The organism is Mesorhizobium sp. WSM4844, assembly GCF_055811775.1.
In genome coordinates this window covers 20630-40411 of sequence record NZ_JBVVQB010000032.1, presented here as the reverse complement: position 1 = coordinate 40411, position 19782 = coordinate 20630, and the positions used below count along the sequence as shown (strand labels likewise).

The following is a 19782-nucleotide window of genomic DNA, read 5'->3' as shown; positions in this document are numbered from 1 at the left end:
CGTGCCACCGAATGATCGGCGGGACAGGTCACGAGCCGTCCCTGCTCAGGCAGGCCCTGCTCAGGCTGGTTTGGCTTCGACCGTCACCTTGTTGGGATAGAACGCGCCGTGATCGCGGATTGCGATCATCTCGTCGAAAGGCCGCTCATAGGCCCACATCGCATCCTTGCCTGCTTCCGCGGCAGGTAGCACGCTCCAATAGCTCGCATCGCCCTTGAATGGGCAATGAGTCGACGAGTCCGTCTTGCGAAGCTGGTCGAAATCGATGTCTTCGAATGGAATATAGAGGATCCCGGGGTAGGGGGATTCGGTCAACACCTTGGCCCTCCTGGACGAGGCAATGACCTCGTCGCCGGCGCGTACGGTCACAGTTCCGCTGAAGGGCTCGATAGTAATCACTTTATCCGGGTTGCGCTGAAAGCCGGGTGACGGATTGGCGGTCTGGTCCATGACGGTTCTCCTTGCACGACCTAAGGTGTGTAGGGTGTGCGCGCTACGCAAGGGCGCTGTCGAATGCGGGGGCTCCATCGCCTTTTGGCGTTGCCGGATCTCTCGTCAAATCGAGCTTGGCTATGACCGATCAGGGCCGATGACCGATCAGGGCTGATGACTGATCAGGCGGCAGCCTGAAACGCGTCCATCAGCCCGGCATAGGCGGCGGCGATACCGGCGACAGGATTGGTGCTTCGCGACGCGGTTTCGACCTTGAGCGCACCACCGCCGGTCGGCAGGGTAAGAAGCAGGAACTGGCGGTTGCCGCCATCGCCGACGCAAGCCGCGGCGACGTGCTGGCTTTCGCCTTCGTTCTGAACGCACATCTTGAACAGCAACGTGCCGCCGACCGCCTCAAGGGCTCCGCCGACGACTTCGACGAATTCGTCCTCGGAAACGGTTTTGGCGTCCGGCACCAAATCGGCCAGGCTTTCGGCAAGCGAATCTTCGAGAGCTTTGTCGTCGAGCTGCGCGTCCATGCGAACCTCTTTCATTCGCCAATCACACCCCTACCATTAATCAAAGTTAATGTCGACAATGGCCGGATTGTGGCGGTTTTCTCTGCCTTTTCGAACAATGCGCTGCTTCTGCCCGGTCATGGCTGGACAATCCGCTTGTTCGTCCCACAATGGAGCGAAAACCAGTGGGGGAACGAAAACCCATGGGAGGAGAAGTATGCTCGGACTGATGCAGGAATGGCCGCTGCTTTGCCATAAGCTCATCGACAACGCAGCCAGGCAGCACGGCGAACGCGAGATTGTGTCGCGCTCGATCGAGGGCCCGATCGTCCGGACCACTTACGTCGATATTCATCGCCGCGCCTTGCGGGTCGCTGAGCGGCTCGAGCGTGATGGCTTTGGGCTTGGCGACCGCATCGCCACATTGGCCTGGAATACGGCGCGCCACATCGAAGCCTGGTACGGCATCATGGGTGTCGGCGCGATCTATCACACGCTTAATCCGCGCCTGTTTCCCGAGCAGATCGCCTGGATCATGAACAATGCCGAGGACAAGGCGATCTTCATCGATCTGACATTCGTGCCGCTGCTTGAAAAGATCGCCGGCGCGGTCAAATCGCTCAGAAAGGTGATCGTGCTGACCGACAAGGCGCACATGCCGCAGACGGCGCTGCCGAATGCTGTTGCCTATGAGGAATGGCTTGACGAAACCGACGGCGCCTTCACCTGGAAGACGTTCGATGAAAACACCGCCGCCGGCATGTGCTACACCTCGGGCACGACAGGCGATCCGAAAGGCGTCCTCTACAGCCATCGCTCGAACGTGCTGCACGCCATGATTGCGGCGATGCCCGATGCGATGGGCCTCTCCTCGCGCGACACCATACTGCCGGTTGTGCCGATGTTCCACGCCAACGCCTGGGGCCTCGGCCAGAGCGGCCCGATGATCGGCGCCAAGCTGGTCATGCCTGGCTGCAAGATGGACGGCGCCTCGATCTATGAATTGCTCGACACCGAAAAGGTGACGTTCAGCGCCGCCGTGCCGACAGTGTGGTTGATGCTGCTGCAGTACCTGGAGGAGACCGGCAAGAAACTTCCCTATCTGAACAAGGTCGTTATCGGCGGCTCATCCTGCCCGCGTGCGATCACGGCAAAGTTCCAGGGCAATTACGATGTCGAGGTCGTCCATGCATGGGGCATGACCGAAATGTCGCCGCTCGGCACGCTGTGCACCATGAAGCCGGGCTATGCCGGGCTTGAGGGCGAAGCCCGGCTCGACGTCCAGGGCAAGCAGGGTTTTCCGCCTTTCGGCGTCGAAATGAAGGTCACCGACGACGACGACAAGGAACTGCCATGGGACGGCAGGACATTCGGGCGCCTGAAAGTCCGCGGACCGGCCGTCGCGCGTGCCTATTATGGCGGCATCGGATCCGAACAGTTCGATGAAGAAGGCTGGTTCGATACCGGCGATGTCGCCCATATCGACCCGGGCGGCTACATGCAGATCACCGATCGCGCCAAGGACGTCATCAAATCGGGCGGCGAATGGATCTCGACCATCGAGCTCGAGAATCTCGCGGTCGCTCATCCGGATGTGGCGGAGGCGGCCGCCATCGGTATCCAACATTCGAAATGGGGCGAACGGCCGTTGCTTGTCGTCGTCCGCAAGCCGGGCCGCGAGCCGACCAAGACGGATATCCTCGCCTTCATGGACGGCAAGGTGGCGAAGTGGTGGATGCCAGATGACGTCGCCTTCGTCGGCGAAATTCCCCACACCGCTACCGGCAAGATCCAGAAGACAACCTTGCGCCGGCAGTTCAGGGACTATCGCCTGCCGACGGACTGACTGACATGACGTCTTTCGCCTTCAAGCCGCCGCTGAACGGCTTAAGCGCCGGTCCGGGGTGAAGCAGTGCTGAAAATAATGAAAACTCCCGAGCGACAGACGTCGAGGGCGGCCGGCTGGTCGCGGCGGACAGGCGCTTTTTCGGCGGTCCTGCTGCTGACCGTTCTCGTCGGCCACCGCTATCGGCTTGTCGAAACGCCGGCTTTCCTTTGGGTGCTCGGCATTGTCGCGCTGCTTGCCGCCTTGGCGCTGTTGTTCGCCGGCCTTGCCTTTTCGAGAATCTGGAATTTCGGCGACCGTGGCGGTCGCGATCTCAGCGTCGGCGCGGTGCTGGCACTGCTGGTGCTTGTTCCTTTTGGCATTGCCGCCTATTGGGCGGCGACTTCTCCACCGCTCAGGGACATCTCGACGGATTTCGATGATCCGCCGATGCTCGACACCAGCACCCGGACCGGGGATATGAACGCGCTTTCGCCACCGACCCCGGGCGAGCGGCGCCTGCAGGCCGAGACCTATCCGCTGGTCACCAGTCGCAGCTATCAACTGCCTTTCGATCGGGTCCTGGAAGCGGTCGAAACCGTGCTCGGTCGTCGGGACTGGCAGCTTGCGGCGCAGTTTCCGCGTGCGATCGGGCAAAGCGAGGTGACGATCAACGCCCTGGCCAGGAGCTTCATCCTCAGCCTTCCCGCCGACGTCGCCATCCGTGTGACCGACGATGGCGATGCGGTCCTCGTCGACATGCGTTCGGCCTCGCGTTACGGCCGCTACGACCTTGGCGACAATGCGGCCCGCATCGTGGATTTCCTGGCCGAGCTGGATCAGGAAGTCGCCGGCCAGGTCGGCACGGCCCCGGCCGAGTGACGTCCAGAGCATTTTTACAGCCAAAGCGGAATCGCTTTGACGCCACAGAAATGCGGCTGATACAATCAGGGGTTGAGTATGCGACAGGCTATTCGGCCGGCTCGAATTCACCCTTGAGCAAAATTGTCTCCACCGGCCCAAGCGGATTGATGATCCGGCTCTCCAGGACTTCGACAAGCTTGCGTCCGACAGCCGCCATATCGACGGAATGGACTTCGATCTTCGCCGGCAGGAAGCGTGCCAGCCGCGTGCTGTCACGCGTGACTATGTGGACGTCGCTGCCTGGCGCAAGACCTCTTTTGCCAAGAGCATGCAGCGCCCCCAGAAGGCCCAGTTCGTTGGCGCATGCCAGGCCTGTCGGCGGATCTGAGCGAGCCAGCAAGCGATCGAACCAGGCTGCGCTCGATTCCATGGTGAACATGCCATGACCGATCAGCGCTTGGTCGATCGCAATGCCGGCCTCGGCCATTGCCCTTGCATAGCCGGAAAGACGCATGGCACTCCCCTGATCCTCCGAAACCAGAAGTTGCAGTGCAATGCGTCGACAGCCCTTGTCCATGAGCCGTCGGGTTGCCTCGTAGGCAATCTGTTCATTGTCGACATCGACATAAGGATACGCGGTATCCAGGTCGGTTCTTCCAAACGCGACGAATGGCATGCGTTGATCCAGCAGCAGCTTGACGCGCGGATCACCCGACACCAGGCGCGTGATGATCAGTCCGTCCGTGCTGCGCGCCTGAAGCTGCCGCTGCACGCTCTCGACGGGATCGTCGTCGGGCGTGGTGGAATAGATGGACAGACTATAACCGGCTTTTCGCGCCGCCAGCGTCATGCCTTCGATCAAAGGCAGCTTCAACAGATCGGACAGATGGTCTCGGGTCTCCATCGGGAGTACTGCCGTCAGCGTCAGCGTTCGACCGGTCTTGAGCGCACGACCATGATGATTTGGCAGATAGCCGACCCGCTTGGCCGCCTCCTTGACGCGGGCAATGGTCGAGGGCTGCACTTCCGGCCCATCCTTCAGAGCGCGGGACACCGTGGTCACCGAGAGGGAAAGTTCCGCCGCGATCTGCTTTAGATTGGCCATTGTTCGCCCGACTTCATTTGCGAAAGCGCCGGCTGACTTGCTGACCGCCATAACGTTACCGGATTCGACATCCCGGTCAATCCGAACGCCCGTCGCAAGCAGCTTGACTCCTGCGTATTCTGATGCAATCGTAACGTTACGATTACGAATAAATGGCCATTTCAGGCAATAGTTGATGACGTTGGGGAGGAGAACCTATGTCCTGGCTGCGCATTTCCTTCACAGCATTCGCGATCTCGGCTGCCGTGCCCGTCCACGCGCAAACACTCACCATCACGACCGCAGGCGGCGATTATGGCAACGCCATGAAAGAGGCCATGTGGGGCCCTGCTGCAAAAGAGCTTGACTATGATGTCCGCGAGGAGACCCTGAGCGACGGCCTGGCCGCCTTGAAGATGCAGGTCACCTCGGGGGCAATTGCGACCGACATTATCCACCTCGGCTCGCCGGAAGGCGCCCAGGCAGCCGCACAATCGCTGCTGGAGCCCCTCGACTACAAGATCATCGATGCCAAATCCGTGCCGGAGGGTGCCGCGTCCGACTACTGCTATCCGTTCGATTCCTATGGCACCGTCCTGTCGTGGAACACCAAGACCTATGGCGACAACCCGCCGAAGACCTGGGCCGAGTTCTGGGACGTTGCCAAATTCCCGGGCCGCCGCGCGTTGCGCGCCAATGCGCAGGACTCGATCGAGATCGCGCTTCTCTCCGATGGCGTGGCGCCGGCGGACGTCTATGCCGTGCTCAGCACCCCGGAAGGGCTGGAGCGCGCCATCAAGCGGCTTGAAGCGATCAAACCGGATGTCGCCGTGTGGTGGACCTCGGGAGCCCAGTCCGCGCAGCTGCTGAAAGATGGTGAGGCGGATCTGGTCGTTACCTGGAACGGACGGGCAGAGACCGTGAAAAAGGATGGCGGCGCGGCTGACTACACGTTCAAGGGTTCGGTCATCGGCACCGACTGCCTTGGGGTGCCGAAGGGAGCGCCGAACAAGGAAGCCGCGATGAAGCTCATCGCAGCGATGACGCAGCCCGCGCGCGTTGCGAAGCTGACCGATTTCATCGCCTATGGCCCGGTCAATCCTGCGGCCTATGAGGGTGGCCTGATTCCCGATGACCGTCTGAAGACGCTTGCGACCGCGCCTGAAAATGCCGGCACTTCGGTGTTTTCGAATTCGGAATGGTGGGTCAAGAACGGCGAGGCTGCCCAACAGGCCTTCGATGAGATGATGGCCCGCTGAGTCTCGGCTGACAAGGCAGGAGCAGATGATGAAGTCGCTCCCGATCACCATCGACAGCGTCAGCAAGGCTTACGGGTCCTACGTCGCACTGGATGATGTCTCGCTCGACATTCAAGCTGGCGAGTTCCTCACGCTGCTGGGGCCCTCGGGATCGGGCAAGACCACGCTGCTCATGGCTCTGGCCGGTTTTGTCCGGCCGGATTCCGGCAGGCTGTTGTTGGGCGATCGCGACATCACCCGCCTGGCGCCCAACAGACGCGACATCGGCATCGTATTCCAGAATTACGCCTTGTTTCCCCACATGAATGTCCTGGCGAATGTCGCGTATCCGCTGGCGCTGCGCAAGACGCCGAGAGCGGAGGCGCGCCAGCGGGCGCTTGCCACCCTGGCCCGCGTCAAGCTGGATGGCCTGGCGGAGCGCAATGTTGCCGCACTGTCCGGCGGCCAGCGTCAACGGGTGGCATTGGCGCGGGCAATCGTCTTCGAACCGCGCGTGATGCTGATGGACGAGCCGCTGTCGGCGCTCGACAAGAATCTGCGCGAAACCATGCAGTACGAGATCCGGCGTCTGCACGATGACCTGGGCATCACCACAATCTATGTGACCCACGACCAGCGCGAAGCGCTGATCATGTCCGACCGGATTGCGGTGATGAATTCCGGCCGCATCCAGCAGATCGATACGCCGCAGCGGATCTATGATCGTCCGTCGACCCGCTTCGTCGCCGAGTTCATGGGCGAGGCCAACATCGTGCCGCCGGGCTCGGTGCGCAGGATCGACGGCGCCGAAGCGTCACGCGAGACCCTGATGATTCGCGCCGAAAGCTTCCATCTTGATGCGAAGCTCATCGGTGCAGACGCAGTGGCTCTCGAAGGAACACTGCGCGCCAAGGCGTTCCGCGGCGAAAACTGGCTTTTGACGCTGGCGCTTGACGGTGGCCAGGAGGTCCTTGTCTGCATTCCGGCAGCGCTGGCCGGCGGCTGCGCCGAGCTTGCCGCCGGCCAGCGGATGATCGCCTATGCACCAGCAGCCAAGGTTCACGCGATACCGGGAGCGCTGGCGTGATCGCCACCGCGGATCCAGTGCTCCTGGCGGATGCGCGCCGCGAGCGGCGGTTTTTTCTTTCGCTTTCGCTGCCGGCGCTGTTCATCGTTGGACTTGCGGCGATACTGCCCATCCTTTGGATCATCCGGCAATCTTTTCTGACCACAGGCGGTGAGTACACTGTCGGCAACTACGCGAAAGTGCTTTCGAGCGGACTGACATGGTCGGCGCTCGTCACCACCCTCGAACTGTCCCTCGGCACGCTGGCGATCTGCATTGTTCTGGGCACCCCGCTGGCACTCGCCTTGGCCAGCGCCAGGCCAAGGGTGGCCAACGTGCTGATGGCCTTCGTCATGCTGCCGCTGTGGACCGCTATCCTGGTACGCACCTATGGCTGGCTCGTGCTCTTGCGGCGTGATGGCCTGATCAACGCGGCTTTGACGGGTTCTGGCCTGACGGCGGAGCCTTTGCCGCTGGTCTATAACTTCACCGGGACGCTGATCGGCATGGTTCACTACATGCTGCCGATCTTTCTGCTGCCGGTCTATGCCGCGATGCGCGATATCGACCCAAACCTCGTTCGCGCGGCAGCGAGCATGGGCGCCACCCTCGGGCAGGTCGTCCGCACCGTCATATTGCCGCTTTCGGCCGGCGGCATTTTTTCGGGTTCGGTCATCGTCCTCATCTATTCCATCGGTTTTTTCATCACGCCGGCGGTGCTTGGCGGCGGCAAGGTAAATCCTCTCTCTACCCGGATCGAGCGTGCGCTATCGACCTTTCAGGATTGGGGGTCGGCAAGCATCCTGGGCATTCTGCTCCTCGTTCTGATGGCGCTGATCGGTGTGATGCTGCTGGCGGCACGCCGCCTGCTGGCCCAGGACACGGTGGCAGCCGCCCATGCTTGAAGCCTATCCGCAAAACCGGCTCGCCCGCATTGTCCTGTGGAGCTTTGCTGCTCTTGTCATGGCATTTCTGATGTTGCCGACGCTCGTGGTGGTGCCGCTTTCGTTTTCGGCATCCAATCTCCTCGAGTTTCCGCCGCACGCCTACTCGTTGCGCTGGTACGAGAATTTTTTCGGCTCGGCGACGTGGATGGCTGCACTCAGGACGAGCCTGATCCTTGGGACATTGACGGCGCTGATCGCGGTGCCGTTTGCGCTGCTCGCCTGCATCTCGATGAATCGGCTGGGCGGCAAGACCGCAGCGTCCATCCAGGGCGTCCTGCTCACCCCCTCGGTCACTCCAGGAATCCTGCTGGCGATCGGCCTGTTTTTTGTCCTGGCGGCACAACGTCTGGTCGGAACGCTGTTCGGTGTGCTGGTCGGACATGTGGTGCTGGCCGTTCCGGTGGCGTGCATTGTGCTGTTGCCCGCCCTGGCTCGCTTCGACTGGAACCAGGTTCAGGCGGCGCGCAGCCTCGGCGCGGACTGGGCCAGGGCAATTGGCGGAATAATCGTTCCGCAACTTCGGCTCAGCCTGTTGTCGGCGACACTGATGGCCTTCCTGACGTCGCTCGACGAGTCCGTGATTTCGATCTTCGTGGCAAGTGGTCGCAACAGCACGATGCCGAAGCTCATGTTCATCTCGCTGCGCGATCAGATCGATCCGACCATTGCGGCGATCTCGACATTGTGGACCGCCATTGTTGTGGTCGTCGTCGTGATCGTGGCGCTGCGCCAAAAATCCTGACCGAGCCAAAAATCCTGACCGAGTTGGAAGCATGCCCCAAAATCATCACGCGGCCGGTGCTCCGGCGGACCGATCGACTGACATCCCTCAGCTAGGCTTGGCGATCATCACCGGGTCGGCAAACTGGGGGCTTGCCTTCCCGGAAGACGTCGGCTTCGAGGGCGTGCGCACGCTGCGGCGCGACATGAGTTTTGAAACGCCTTTCGGTCGTTCCGACAACTGGAAGTTGCTCGAGTTCGATGCCTCGATTTCAGCCGAAGGCAGAGCAAAGCGGGCGTTGTGCATGTATTCGCACGGCAATCCCCGCGACCATATCGACCATTCCTGCCATCGCCGCGCGTTCTGGGTGTTGATGCAAGCGGGGGTGCGGCAAGTCCTCGCCTGCTCGACCGTTGGCGCCGTCAACAAGGCGATCCAGCCCGGCGACATGGTGGTGCCCGCCGACATCATCGAATTGACGCAGACCCCGTTTTCACTGCTTCCGGACCGCCAGAGTTTTGACTGTTCGGGCAAGCAGATCGTATGTCCAAGATGTGCGGCGGTTCTGGCCGAGACGGCCCGCCGCCATTGGCCAGACCGCGTTCATGGCATCGAACAGCAGCTGGTGGCTGCTCATTGTTATGGGCCGCGGCTGACGACCCCGGCCGAAGCCTTGGCCTATCGCGGCATGGGGGCGGACGTGCTCAACCATTCCATCGCCCCCGAGGCGACCCTGGCGCGCGAGATCGGCGCCTGCTTCGTGCCCTGTGCGTTCGTCACGGCGGGTTTCAACGACTATATGGACCGCAACCGCCAGAAATTGCTGCAGGAGGACGTGCTGCCCAATCTCTCCATGACAGCCTCGCGGGTCGCGCTGGAGACCGCCGCCCGACTTCCGGCCAATCCGCAATGCTCTTGCCAGGGTCTGAAGTCGCCTCAACCGGAAGAGCGCTCCAGCCGGTTCTGAGCTTTCAGGGGCGCAGTGCGAGCTCTGGCGGGATCTTAGCCAGGCGGCTGAAAATGCCGTCGACAGTCGGGTCGCCGTCAGGACTAAGCGAACCAATGTCCGCTGTTTACAGGGAATTTACAGAGAATCTACATGTTCTTGCATGTGATGAAGGGCCGAAAAAGGTCAGTTTGATTATAAAAATCAGTTATTTAGAGTTTCCGATGCCGGATTTTCATAACAGGGAATTGCAACAAGCAATTAATTCGGCGAAACCCGCCAGTTTTCCGCAAAACTGAAATTCTATCGAGACGCATTTAATTTCTCTGTCCCAGCATTGGATAATCCAAGCATTTCCCGGCTGTTGGCTGAAGTCAAAAACCGCTGAAAAATGACTTGAATTGCGGGCCAGAGCAAACGTTTAGCAAGCTCAGGACAGCACAGCGGTGACGAGATCTCTGAACGACCAGTTGGAGAAATGGGAGGGGCGGTCGCTAGCCCGCTTTTTTCTTAGGCGGCCCTGTCAGTGGCGACCGTCGGCCCGCTTCGTCATGGACGGCCGCTCTCCATGGCGTGCGGGCGCGGGACTTATGGCTTGTCTTTTCTTCGAGCATCGTTCGGGCTCGCCACACAGGATCGGGCGGCCACGAAATTGTCCTTGATAGACTCTTTAAAGAACTGCGGAAGCTCCTACAGGCACGCGATGCGCACGGTCTGGCATCTCTGCTCGAATCACTTTGACAGCTGTCAAGCGAAATCAGCATGATCCCCTTCATCCCCACTATCCACCACCTGCCCAGTGGGTGAACAGAAATTCGACGCCGTAGAAATGGGCAAACGAATGACCAACAGCTTGTGCAGGCGCTCAGTCGCTTCTGGGGGAAAGTCGCCCCTAGACTAGCGGCCGAGGCCGCGGCGAGGATCTGCAGATCGAGTATCGCCAGGTCGCCACTCTGAAGCCCTATGCGCCCGAACCCACTCGCGCAAGCAGGTAAAACAGATTGCCGAAAGCATCAAGATATTCGGTTTCGTCAACCCGGTCCTGCTCGATCAGGAAGGCACTATTCTGGCCGGTCATGGCCGGGTCGAGGCGGCCAAGCTGCTCGGCATGGACTTCCTGAGCGAACGGGCTGGTCCTTCTGCGGCCGCGAGCCGATTGCGGTCCATTTATGTGACAGCGCAGCAGGTCTTTCTGCAGCGGCAGACTGCCCTCTACTCCCTCAGACTCCGCGCCACCAGCCGCGCCACGCTTGGCCCGATCAGCAGCACGACGAGGAAGCGGGCCGATTGCAGCGCCATGACGAAGGAGATGTCGACGTGCTGTGCGGCGGCGGCGATGATGGCGACGCTGTCCATGCCGCCGGGGCTGGTCGCCAGATAGGCGGTCAGCGGATCGATGCCGAGCACATGGCTGAGCATGAAGCCGAGGCCGCCGCAGAAGGCGATGAGGATGATGATCGAGCCGACGATCTGCGGCAGCGCACGCGTCGCGTGCCGCAGGATAGCCCTGGTGAAATTCAGGCCGATGGTCCAGCCGATCATCGTATAGCCGAGGGCGAGCAGCCAGGGCGGCAACTGCATCGTCACGCCAAGGCCGAGATGCACCGCAGTGCCGAAAATGAAGGTGCCGAGGAAAAACGGTGACGGCAGCCTGAACAGCTTGCCGATGAGGCTGCCGACGAGCGCCACGCCAAGTGTTGCGGCAAAGGCAGTTGGATCGATCGGGGGGAACCAGATGATGGCCGGGATCTCGATGCCTGATGTGGAGACCCTTGCGACAAGTGCGGCAGTCATCGAGACAAGGATGACACGCAGATATTGCATGAAGGCGACGAGGCGCTGGTCGGCGCCGCAGGCGCCGGCAATCAGCACCATGGCGGTGGCCGCGCCCGGCGATGAGCCCCAGACCGCGGTGGTGCCGGGCAGGATACGCCAGCGGCTGATCAGCCAGCCGAGCAGACTGGACGCCGCAACGGTGGCCACCACGGCGCCGAGGAACAGCGGCCATTCCTTGTAGAAGAGCGGAAAGATATCGGCGGAGATCGAAGCGGCGACAAGGCAGCCGACGATCGCCTGGGCGGCGCCGAACAAAGCGCGCGGCACACGCACCGTGGCGCCGTTGGTGCCGGCCAGGATCGCCGCCAGCATCGGTCCTATCAGCAGCGCTGCCGGCAAGGCGCCGAATTCCAGCGCGCCGGCAAACAGGATCGAGAAAATCAGCAGGGCCAGCCACTGCCAGACCTTGGGCACCCGCGCCAGATGCTCGATGGCCGGCGGGTTCGGGAAAGAGTCCATATCCGGCTCTTAGACGGGTCGCGGAAAAATGCGAACCGTTTTTGCGGGGAGTATCAAAGATTACCGCTAATCTCCCCCCAAGTGGGGGAGATGTCCGGCAGGACAGAGGGGGCGCTGTCCCGCCGGCCTCTCCTGTATCCCCCTCAGCCCGCCTTGGCCTCAGCCAACCCAAACCCACCAACAGGATGCGTTTCCACCTGGAACTCGAACCCAGCGATGAACGGCCGCGCCTTGGCAATCGCTGCCTGGACTTCCGGCAGTTGCAGCGAAGCCTTGTGGCTTGCCTGATCGGTCCATACCTCGGTCACCCAGATCGCGTCGGCATCGGCCGGATCGGTGGCGATGATGTAGCTCAGGCAGCCCGGCATGGCGCCGGTGCTGGCAAGCAGCACGTCCATCATGGCGTCGCGCTGGCCGCGCGTCGCCCGCATCTTGCCGATCAGACCGTACATTGCCGGTTTCTCCGTTGCCTGTTGCGACAAGTATGCAGGTCGCCGCTCACGGCATCAACTGGCCACCGTTCACCTCGATCACCTGGCCGGTGATGTAACCGCTCAACAGAGCGGACGAGAGGAACAGATAGGCGCCGACGCAGTCCTCGGCTGTGCCGGCGCGGCCCTGCGGAATGGTGGCAACCATGGCCCTCATATGCTCCTCGGTCGAATAGCGCTCATGGAAAGGTGTCGCGATGGTACCCGGCGCCACCGCGTTGACGCGGATGTTGTAGCCGATCAGTTCCTTGGCCATGCCGCGCGTCACATTGGAGACGAAGGCCTTGGCCGAGCCATAAAGGCCGGCGCCGCCGCCGGCGCCATTGCGCGCGGCGATCGACGAGGTATTGACGATGAAGCCGCCCTGGCGCTTCAGCCATGGCATCGCCTTGCGTGATGCGGTCAGCACGCAGCGGGCGTTGAGGTCCATCACCGCGTCGTAATGCGCCTCTGTCAGTTCGGCATAAGGCACGCGGCCGAGCATGCCGCCGGCATTGTTGACCAGGCCATCAAGCCGGCCGAAGTGTTGCGCGCTGTCCTCGACGACGCGCTCGACATCGGCAACGATCGAGAAATCGCCCTGGATGAGAAACACCTCGCCACCGCCGTTGCGGATGATTTTGGTCAGGGTTTCGGCAGCCGCCCGACTTGAATTATAATGCAGCGCGACACGGCATTTCTGCGCGGCGTAGGCGAGGGCAAGTGCCGCCCCGATGCCGGTCGAAGCGCCGGTGATCAGCACCGCCTTGCCGGCGAGGTCGGGGATAACCAAAGTGGGGGTGACAAGGGTGGAGGTGACAGGGGCGGTTGTGGTGGCTGGCACGTCTATTCCTCCGGACTCTCCTGCTCTTCGTAGGGCCTCTCCGTGCTCATGTTCAAGTCCGTAGAGGTTTACGGCCGCAAATAGGCGTAGCCCTGGCGCTGCAATTCGGCGAGCTTGACGACGCCGCCGGTCTCGGCGGCATGGAAGCCGTCGAGCAGATCGGTGAGCGCAACGTCCATGCCCTGCATGGTATTGGCGCAGGCATGCGGGGCCAGCCCGTCGCGGACCAGACCGGAAAAACGGCTGGAAATGGCAGCCGACGCGCTCTTCGACTTGAAGGCGGCGAGTGCCGGTCCGTGCACAACCAGCACGATGTCGACCTTGCCGCCGGTGCCGTCATAGTGGTTCTTGATATTGCCCAAAACGAAGCCGACCTTGTCCAGGTCGCTGAGGTGATAGGCGACCTTTTGCCTTTCCTCTGCCACGGCCGCCGCCTCGACCTGGCGCAGCCCGAGAAGACCGGCGGCTCCGGCAATGGCCACGCGGAAAATATCGCGGCGTCGCATCATGTCGTTCTCCAGCATGTCCGCGCAAATTGCGTGGCTTCGACCTCGATCCTAGCATAAATTGAAGTTACGTCCTGGTCGGGCGAGGAGGGGCACATGACTTTGAGGACGCTTGTGGGGAAGACCATTTTAGGCGCCGGACTTGCTGTCGCCTGGCTAGCCGCTGTCGCCAGCACGGCCCTTGCCGACGATACGCCCAAGCTCACCGAACTCAGCCCGGGCGGCAACGATGGCTGTTTTGGGCGTATCTACGATGCCGCGCATCTCAAGGTGCACCCGAACCAGAAGGTGGGACGGATTTTCTTCTACTATGGCAGCGATCCGGTCAGCCCTCCGAACGAGGAGCCGAGCAGTGGTCCATCCGGCTACAACGGTTTTTTGGCGACGACGGTGCGCGGCGCCAAGGAGCCCGAATGGGTCGGCGGCTGGTGCGGCAAGGATGATCCGCAGTCGGGCGAGATCCATTGCGGCATGGAATGCGACCGCACCATGGCCTTGGTGAACATCGACGAAAAAGGCCGGCTGATCGTCTCCGGCGTGCATCGCAACCTTTATCTCGATGCCGGCGCCGAGGATGAACTTGGCGAAAAGGAGTTTTCCAGGCAGGCACTCGGCACCGAAGATGACGGCTTCCGGCTCGACCGCATGCCGGGTGAGACCTGCAAGGCCGAATTCGCGCGCATCGATCCGGTCGATCCGGCGCTGGGAGCACCGCTGCGCGAGCGGCTGAAACCGGACCAGCCGTTCTGCTACGGGCGCGACTACGATGCCGCGCATCTCGGCTCGCATCCCGATCAGCTTACCCACAGCATCCGGGTTTTCCGGGGCCCGATCGAACTGGCCGCGTTCGCCAAGGACAGCGAGACGGCAAACTGGCCTGATGGCGCCGAGATAGTCGTTTCCGTCACCACGCGCCAGAATGCCGTAGAGGTCGCGCAGAGCTACAGTTGTGACGGCGAAGCGGACCAGTGGCGCTGCGTGGCGAGCGGAAGTACGAGCGACTTTTCCTGCGACATCGCGGCCAGGGAGATTTTTCTGCGTCGCGGCGCCAACGGCACGATGATGCTGGCCAACCCCAACAGCAGCCTACCGATCGTCGACCTCTGCTCGAAGGCGGCAGAAGACGAAACCGCTTCCGACGACAAGGTCTATCGGCTGGAGTCGATGCCGCAGGCTGCCTGTGCGCGTTGAAATTTTCGGGTCAGAAAGGATGCCATATGGACAAGGGGAAGGTGTTCTGGTCAGGCCGCTCGCAGGCGGTGCGTCTGCCCAAGGAATTTCGTTTCGAAACCAAGGAGGTTTCGATCCGCCGCCAGGGCCGAGCGGTCATCCTCGAACCGCTGGCGCAGGATTGGGCTTGGCTTGACCGCGTGATCGGACCGCTTGACGACGACTTTGTCGAGGCAGCTTTAGAACGGCCGACATAGATCTGATAATCGCCGCCTCACGCGAACGGCACGGCGGTCGTGCCCTTGGGCAGTTTTGCCTCGTCGTCGGGCTCGACATGGATGGTGACGCGCACCGAGGGGATTTCTGCCTTCAGCGCGTCCTCGATGCGGTCGCAGATGACGTGGCTGGCGCCCACCGACATGTCGGCGTCGACGACCAGGTGGAACTCGATGAAGGTGGCGCGGCCGGCAATCCGCGTCTTCAGATCGTGGACCTCCAGCGCGCCTTTGCAATTGGCCGAGATAATGTCGCGGATGCGCATGTGCTCCTGCGTGTCGACGGCGCGGTCCATCAGACCGTTCATCGACGAGCCGATGACGTGCCAGCCCTGCCACAGGATGTTAAGCGCGACGATGACGGCGAGAGCGGGATCGAGGACTTGCCAGCCGGTCAGCACGGCGCCGACCAGACCAATGAACACGCCGACCGAGGTCGCCACGTCGGTCATGATGTGCCTGCCGTCGGCGACCAGGGCCGGTGACTTCTCGGCACGGCCGGCACGGATCAGCGTCAAGGCCCAGAAGGCGTTGATCACCGTCGCGACGCCGTTGATGGCGAGGCCGGTCCAGGGCTGTTCGAGCGGGACGGGATGCCGCAAGGACCACCACACTTCGTTGAGGATCAGAAGGGCTGCCAGCACGATCAGCACGCCTTCCAGGACAGCCGAGAAATACTCGGCCTTGTGGTGGCCGAACGGATGATCCTGGTCGGCCGGCTTGTGGCTGACCTGGATCGCCCAATAGGCGGCGGCAGAGGCAATGACGTTGACGATCGATTCCAGCGCGTCCGAATACAGCGCCACGGAGCCGGTGACGTACCAGGCCGCCAGCTTCAGGCCGAGCACGACCAAGGCGATGATGATCGACCAGAACGCGAGGCTGGCGACCTTGCGCTTGGCGGCGTTTTTCGAATCAATAGCGGTCATCGATTGCTTCCGGCCGCCGAAACCGGAGCTAAGCCGCCTTTTCCTTGGCCTTGCGCGGCAGATGCGCAACGATGTTCTCAATAATGCGCATGCCGGCATTGTGGCCGAGCGTCATGATCGATTCCGGGTGGAACTGCACCGCGGCGATCGGCTCCTTGCTGTGCTCGAAGGCCATGATCACGCCTTCTTCGGTCTCGGCGGTGACGACGAAGCCGTCGGGCAGGCGGACCGGATCAGCGAAAATCGAGTGATAGCGGCCGACCGTCACCTCCTTGGGCAGGCCGGAAAAGATAATGCCCGGCTTCGACACGCGGATGCGCGACGGTTTGCCATGCATCGGCACGTGCAGCTGCCGCAGCTCTCCGCCATAGGCTTCGGCCAGCGCCTGCAGGCCGAGGCAGACGCCGAAGATCGGCAGGTCGCGCGCGCGGGCCCGCTTGATGGTGGCGGCGCAGTCAAAATCCTTCGGCGTGCCGGGACCGGGCGACAGCACGACGAGATTGGGTTTCAGCCGGTCGAAGACCTCGTCCGGCACGGGCGTGCGCACGGTCGAGACATTGGCGCCGGTCTGGCGGAAATAATTGGCCAGCGTGTGGACGAAGGAGTCCTCGTGGTCGACCAGCAGGATGTTGACGCCGTCGCCGACGCGCGCGGTGGCGCGTTCGGTGTCGGCGGCATTGCCTGATTTGGCGTCGCGGATGGCGGAGATCATGGCGGATGCCTTCAGTTCGGTTTCGGCTTCTTCTTCCTCGGGAATGCTGTCGAAGAGCAGCGTGGCGCCGGCGCGCACCTCGGCGATGCCGTCCTTGATGCGGATGGTGCGAAGCGTCATGCCGGTGTTCATGTCACCGTTGAAATTGACCATGCCGATCGCCCCGCCATACCAGGCGCGCGGGCTCTTCTCGTTCTGCTCGATGAAGCGCATCGCCCATAATTTCGGCGCGCCGGTGACGGTGACCGCCCAGGCATGCGACAAGAATGCGTCGAAGGCGTCCATGCCTTCGCGCAGCCGCCCCTCGATGTGGTCGACGGTGTGGATCAGCCGCGAATACATCTCGATCTGGCGGCGGCCGATGACGCGCACCGAGCCCGGGTCGCAGACCCTCGACTTGTCGTTGCGGTCGACGTCCGAGCACATGGTCAGCTCGGATTCGTCCTTCTTCGAATTGAGCAGCTTCAGGATCTGCTCGCTGTCGGAAATGGCGTCGCCGCCGCGCTTGATCGTGCCGGAGATCGGGCAGGTCTCGACACGGCGGCCGTTGACGCGCACGAACATCTCGGGCGAGGCGCCGACCAAATATTCGCCTTCGCCGAGATTGATGAAGAAGGAATAGGGCGAGGGGTTGATGGCCTTCAGCTTGCGGGAGATGTCGGAGGGCGGCGTCTCGCAGCGCTCGTAGAACATCTGGCCGGGCACCACCTCGAACAGGTCGCCGCGCTTGAACGATTGCATCGCCTTGCGCACCAGATTGGCGTATTCGCCGGGTTCATGGTCGCCGCGCGGCGGGATGCGGTCGGCGGTCCTGAACGGCTCGACGATTTCGTCGCGCGGCAATCCCTGCGTCGAAAACCCATCGCTGGAATAGTCGTAGCGGTCGGTCCACGCTTTTGTCGAATAGTGGTCGACGACCAAAATCTCGTCGGGCAGGAACAGCACGAGGTCGCGCTGGCTTTGCTGGCGCTCGAGCTTGTAGTCGACCGGATCGAATTGGAAAGCAAGATCGTAGCCGAAGGCGCCGTAGAGACCGAGATTGGCGTCTTCCTCTGTCTTGAACAGAGCGGTGATGGCGCGCAGCACGGTGAAGACGGAGGGAACGCGGCTGCGTTCTTCCTCGGTGAAGACACGCTCTTCGGTGAAGACCTGGGCAGGCTTGGCCACGTCGAGGCGGATCAGTTTTTTCGACGTCTCGGCGATCGTCACCTCGTCAAGGCCGCCGAGCGCCTTGCCGACCACCGGCAGAAGCATCTCGCCACGGCTGTTCAGCGCCTCGATGCGCATCGCGCGGCCACGCGCCGAGATCACCAGCGGCGGGTCGATGATGGCGGTGTCCCAGCGCGTATAGCGGCCGGGGTATTCGTAATTCGAGGAAAACACGGCGCCACGGCGTGAATTCAGCCCGTCGACATAGGCGTCGATCGCGCCTTGGTAAGGCCGGTCATGGCGCTCGCGGGTAATCGTCACGCCACCGGCCGTGACGAAGCGCTCCGCCCCGTTCTCCAGAATTTTCGTCGTCATTGCCGTCTCCATCAGCGTCTTGGCTATTTCAGCGTCTTGGATATTTCAGCGTCTTGGGGGCAACGGACCCGGGGCATGGCTTTGAAAAACAAATGGCCGCCCGGACATTCCGTTGCGGCCACCTTCCATTTTTCACGCGCACGCGTTCGAACAGGCCGCTGTCAGCGAGCCCACCACCAAACGGTCTTGATCGAGCGCATGTTCATGGCGATTCCAATAGCGGCGATTGAACGGCCGCGCAACTGGATTCAATGGGGGGCTGGAGAAGGGCGAGGGCATGGAGAAGGGCATGAGCCCTCAATCCTCCAGCGTTCCCGACCGTGCATCGGCGCTTTTGCTGTCGCCGACCAGTTTTAGCAGATCTTCGCCGGCGCGGATGATGCGCCGGGAACGCCGTGTCAGGATGATGCCTGCCTGGGCGCGAGCACCTCGGTGCGGCCGCCGGCTTCACCCGGCGCATGGACGATGGTGGCGAGCAGCGCGCCTTTTGCCACGCGGTCGCCGGGCTTCACGTCGTAGAGGACCGCGCCCGCCCGCGGCGCCGGCATCATGTCGATGTTTTCGAGCGGCGCCACGAAACCGGTGAAGCTGCCGGACGTGGACAGGGCCTGGTCCAGGATCATACCGCGCGCCACCAGCAGCCGATAGAGCCCTTCGGCATCGGCGCCGGCCAGAGCGCCGTCGACATCGAGTATGCCGCGATACTCGACCGTGGCGGCGACGCGCCGGTCGAACCGCGCCACCTCGGCAGGGAGGTTCAGATACGGCGTGATCGAAGCGCCTTCGAAGGTGCCGTCGGTGTCCTCGTCCCACAGGACCACCGCATCGACGCCCATGGCCGCCGCACAATCCGCCATCGCCGGCCACAGGCTGGTGTGGACATAGAGGTAGGCGAGGCCCTCGTCGTCGCAGTGCAGGTCAAGCACGATGTCGTGGCCGATCGACAGCTGCAGCAGCCGGCTCTTCAGCCGCTGATCGGCAGTGCCAAGCGTGGTGTCGGGCAACAATTTTACGTCAGGCGCGGCCAGCAGCGGAAAGCCGCGGTTGAAGTTGGTGCGCGTGCCCAGGTGAAAACGGCCCTGGTGCTCGCCGAAATGATATTGGGCGCGGCCGATCGGATTGGCTTGCGGCACGATGGTGATATTGCCCTTGATGCGGCCTTCGGCTTCGGCCTTTTCAAGCATCGGCATCAGCGCGTCGATGGCGACGACCCCCGGCAGTTCGCCGGCATGCAGTGCCGCCTGCAGATAGGCCGAGGATGCCGCCTTATCCGTTCCCTCGAAGCGGGACCCTTCAAAGCGGAAGACTGGGAATTCGTAGGAAACGCCCTCGCTGTCGCCGGCGATACGCTCGATCGATTTCTGCATGATACGACTCCTGGAAAGAGGCCGAACACATGCCCTTTCGCCGCTACGC

18 protein-coding genes and 2 pseudogenes are annotated in these 19782 nt (G+C 62.3%); 9 read left to right on the top strand and 11 right to left on the bottom strand.

Annotated elements, in window-relative coordinates:
* Nucleotides 1-60: 60 nt before the first annotated feature.
* The gene (locus AC0L2A_RS22810; protein ID WP_473610767.1) at nt 61-450 is read right to left on the bottom strand and encodes a DUF427 domain-containing protein; all 390 of its coding nucleotides are present in this window, start codon (nt 448-450) and stop codon (nt 61-63) included.
* A gap of 164 nt (nt 451-614) precedes the next feature.
* Complete coding sequence (locus tag AC0L2A_RS22805) at nt 615-971, bottom strand: hypothetical protein (protein WP_023797902.1); 357 nt, start codon at nt 969-971, stop codon at nt 615-617.
* Nucleotides 972-1167: 196 nt separating this feature from the next.
* Between AC0L2A_RS22805 and AC0L2A_RS22800 the strand changes: the two genes are divergently transcribed.
* Both AC0L2A_RS22800 and AC0L2A_RS22795 read left to right on the top strand, forming a co-directional pair.
* Entirely contained in the window at nt 1168-2796 is a 1629-nt protein-coding gene (locus tag AC0L2A_RS22800) for a fatty-acid--CoA ligase (protein ID WP_473610766.1), read from the top strand.
* Nucleotides 2797-2874: 78 nt separating this feature from the next.
* Complete coding sequence (locus tag AC0L2A_RS22795; protein WP_473610765.1) at nt 2875-3657, top strand: DUF1499 domain-containing protein; 783 nt, start codon at nt 2875-2877, stop codon at nt 3655-3657.
* 88 nt (nt 3658-3745) lie between these two features.
* Here the strand turns inward: AC0L2A_RS22795 and AC0L2A_RS22790 are convergent, their stop codons facing one another.
* Together AC0L2A_RS22790 and AC0L2A_RS22785 are read right to left on the bottom strand one after the other, a co-directional pair.
* Entirely contained in the window at nt 3746-4501 is a 756-nt protein-coding gene (locus AC0L2A_RS22790; RefSeq protein ID WP_473610795.1) for a substrate-binding domain-containing protein, read from the bottom strand.
* Between the two features lie 159 nt (nt 4502-4660).
* Nucleotides 4661-4744 (bottom strand): annotated as a pseudogene (locus tag AC0L2A_RS22785) (hypothetical protein); the annotation flags it as partial.
* Between the two features lie 197 nt (nt 4745-4941).
* On the opposite strand from AC0L2A_RS22785, the gene AC0L2A_RS22780 reads away from it, so the two are divergent.
* The 5 genes from AC0L2A_RS22780 (at nt 4942) to AC0L2A_RS22760 (ending at nt 9662) form a co-directional block, all read left to right on the top strand.
* Entirely contained in the window at nt 4942-5982 is a 1041-nt protein-coding gene (locus AC0L2A_RS22780; RefSeq protein ID WP_473610763.1) for an ABC transporter substrate-binding protein, read from the top strand.
* A gap of 28 nt (nt 5983-6010) precedes the next feature.
* Entirely contained in the window at nt 6011-7048 is a 1038-nt protein-coding gene (locus tag AC0L2A_RS22775) for an ABC transporter ATP-binding protein (protein ID WP_473610762.1), read from the top strand.
* Complete coding sequence (locus AC0L2A_RS22770) at nt 7045-7932, top strand: ABC transporter permease (RefSeq protein WP_473610761.1); 888 nt, start codon at nt 7045-7047, stop codon at nt 7930-7932. The genes AC0L2A_RS22775 and AC0L2A_RS22770 overlap by 4 nt, the downstream gene beginning before the upstream one ends.
* Nucleotides 7925-8716, top strand: a complete 792-nt coding sequence (locus AC0L2A_RS22765; RefSeq protein ID WP_128248014.1) for an ABC transporter permease — start codon at nt 7925-7927, stop codon at nt 8714-8716. The genes AC0L2A_RS22770 and AC0L2A_RS22765 overlap by 8 nt, the downstream gene beginning before the upstream one ends.
* A gap of 97 nt (nt 8717-8813) precedes the next feature.
* On the top strand, nt 8814-9662 hold the full coding sequence (locus AC0L2A_RS22760; RefSeq protein WP_473610759.1) for a phosphorylase family protein: 849 nt from the start codon (nt 8814-8816) through the stop codon (nt 9660-9662).
* Nucleotides 9663-10853: 1191 nt separating this feature from the next.
* Here AC0L2A_RS22760 and AC0L2A_RS22755 read toward each other — a convergent pair.
* From AC0L2A_RS22755 to AC0L2A_RS22740, 4 genes are all read right to left on the bottom strand, one after another.
* Nucleotides 10854-11936: an AbrB family transcriptional regulator gene (locus AC0L2A_RS22755; protein ID WP_473610758.1), complete on the bottom strand. Its 1083-nt coding sequence runs from the start codon at nt 11934-11936 to the stop codon at nt 10854-10856.
* 143 nt (nt 11937-12079) lie between these two features.
* A complete protein-coding gene (locus tag AC0L2A_RS22750; protein WP_473610757.1) occupies nt 12080-12388 on the bottom strand; it encodes a putative quinol monooxygenase in 309 nt (102 codons plus the stop codon).
* Between the two features lie 46 nt (nt 12389-12434).
* Nucleotides 12435-13250 (bottom strand): SDR family NAD(P)-dependent oxidoreductase, encoded by an 816-nt coding sequence (locus AC0L2A_RS22745; RefSeq protein WP_473610755.1) that lies wholly within the window; start codon nt 13248-13250, stop codon nt 12435-12437.
* A gap of 68 nt (nt 13251-13318) precedes the next feature.
* Nucleotides 13319-13756 (bottom strand): DsrE family protein, encoded by a 438-nt coding sequence (locus AC0L2A_RS22740; RefSeq protein ID WP_473610793.1) that lies wholly within the window; start codon nt 13754-13756, stop codon nt 13319-13321.
* A gap of 96 nt (nt 13757-13852) precedes the next feature.
* Here AC0L2A_RS22740 and AC0L2A_RS22735 point away from each other — a divergent pair, with 96 nt between their 5' ends.
* Together AC0L2A_RS22735 and AC0L2A_RS22730 are read left to right on the top strand one after the other, a co-directional pair.
* Nucleotides 13853-14947: a hypothetical protein gene (locus AC0L2A_RS22735; RefSeq protein ID WP_473610754.1), complete on the top strand. Its 1095-nt coding sequence runs from the start codon at nt 13853-13855 to the stop codon at nt 14945-14947.
* A 26-nt stretch (nt 14948-14973) separates the two neighbouring features.
* A complete protein-coding gene (locus tag AC0L2A_RS22730) occupies nt 14974-15183 on the top strand; it encodes an antitoxin (RefSeq protein ID WP_473610753.1) in 210 nt (69 codons plus the stop codon).
* Between the two features lie 17 nt (nt 15184-15200).
* Here AC0L2A_RS22730 and AC0L2A_RS22725 read toward each other — a convergent pair whose 3' ends face one another.
* The 3 genes and pseudogenes from AC0L2A_RS22725 to AC0L2A_RS22715 all read right to left on the bottom strand — a co-directional run bounded on the left by AC0L2A_RS22725 (nt 15201) and on the right by AC0L2A_RS22715 (nt 19733).
* On the bottom strand, nt 15201-16130 hold the full coding sequence (locus AC0L2A_RS22725) for a cation diffusion facilitator family transporter (protein WP_473610751.1): 930 nt from the start codon (nt 16128-16130) through the stop codon (nt 15201-15203).
* Between the two features lie 28 nt (nt 16131-16158).
* Nucleotides 16159-18366, bottom strand: a complete 2208-nt coding sequence (locus tag AC0L2A_RS22720; RefSeq protein WP_473610750.1) for an anthranilate synthase — start codon at nt 18364-18366, stop codon at nt 16159-16161.
* Nucleotides 18367-18663: 297 nt separating this feature from the next.
* Nucleotides 18664-19733 (bottom strand): annotated as a pseudogene (locus tag AC0L2A_RS22715) (M14 family metallopeptidase).
* Nucleotides 19734-19782 lie beyond the last annotated feature (49 nt).